The sequence below is a fragment of the Arthrobacter sp. TS-15 genome, assembly GCF_006964045.1.
In the GTDB taxonomy this organism is placed as follows: Bacteria; Actinomycetota; Actinomycetes; order Actinomycetales; family Micrococcaceae; genus Arthrobacter.
Genome location: NZ_SDXQ01000110.1, coordinates 1 through 1,305 on the forward strand (window position 1 = coordinate 1; position 1,305 = coordinate 1,305).

2 protein-coding genes are annotated in these 1,305 nt (G+C 69.4%); both read right to left on the reverse strand.

Going from position 1 to position 1,305, the window contains the following annotated elements; all coding sequences use genetic code 11:
* A partial coding sequence (locus tag EU811_RS24515; RefSeq protein WP_142940573.1) for an acyltransferase family protein occupies positions 1-309 on the reverse strand: 309 nt, incomplete at its 3' end.
* Between the two features lie 196 nt (positions 310-505).
* Positions 506-1,305, reverse strand: an 800-nt coding sequence (locus EU811_RS23110) for an alpha-2,8-polysialyltransferase family protein (protein ID WP_238703553.1), incomplete at its 5' end; no start/stop codon positions are given.

The window sequence follows — 1,305 nt, forward strand, 5'->3', positions numbered from 1 at the left end:
GATCACGAAACCGCTGATGACGAAGAAGACCTGCACACCCAGACAGCCGTACGCGAACCACGAGTGCAGCGTCGGGAACTGGGCCTTCGCCGAGGTTCCCCAGGCCTGTGTGACCTCGCCGCCGCGACCGCCGTAGTGGTACGCCGCCACCATCAGCGCGGCGATCAGCCGCAGCCCGTCCAGGGCCCGCAGCCGGTTCTCCCGAGGCCTCTTCACCTGAGGCGGGCTGGGCCTGTCGGCCGCCGGGAGGACGGCACGGACCACCGTGCCCACGGACGTCGTACGTGTGTCCTCGGGAATGTCGGTCACGGGTCCCCTCAACGGCCGTTCTGTGAAGTCGTGCGCAGTGCGGGCCGTGGATTCCGTGACCCGGGGCCTCCGAGGGCCTCAGCTAATTCACAGCACACTAGTCCGACTCACAGCTGGGGCCCGGTTGAAGAACTGATCATTCCCTGACCGGACCCCATGAATTCACCGTCCGTTTGTTCTCAATTCCCGGAGGAACTCAGCGACCCACTGCTTTCTTCAGGGAGCGGGCGCGGCGGGCCACCCGGCGCACGGTCGCGTTGCGCGGAAGGAACGCCAGCTGCGCCGGGACCGCGCCGGGCAGCGCCAGCGAGGTGAGGCGCTTGCGCTTGAAGTACCGCCAGGTGTGCGTGTTCAGATGCTTCGTCAGATAGGCCTCGGCGGCCGGGCGCAGGTCCGGGTAGATCTTCGGCTGCATCGCGTAGCCGACGGCCCGCACGAGGTCGGTCAGGCCCTGCTCGTCCGTGCCCCGGCGCTGCCCAGTGACGGCCTTGCGGTCGGTCAGGTCCGGCAGCAGCGCGTCGACGACCGTCACCGGCACGCGGTTGCTGTTCTCGTACGGTGTCAGCCGGTCGAGCAGGGTGGCGGTGCCGACGCGGGCGACCGGCAGGCCGTACAGCGCGTAGGCCGTGAGCAGTGCCGTGGAGAAGCAGCCGACGACCAGGGCGGGACGCATCCGCTGGTAGAGGACCTCGGCGAGGACCGGGGTGTCGAGCACCGTCAGGTCGGCGCCCAGCCTCTCGGCCTCCTTCTCCAGGCCGCGGGTCCAGCGGGCCGGCGCGGAGGGGTGCGGCTTGAACACCACGCGGGTGTGGCCGAGCTCGACGGCGCCCTTCAGCATCCGGACGTGGAGGGCTTCCTCCTCCTCGGGCGTGAGGATGCCGAGCGCGGAGAGGTACTGGCCAAGCAGCAGCGCCGGTTCGTCGACCACCGGCAACGAGTCGCCCGTGTCGACCAGTTCGGCGAGCACCTTCACGAAGGCGTCCGTCGGCACGATCT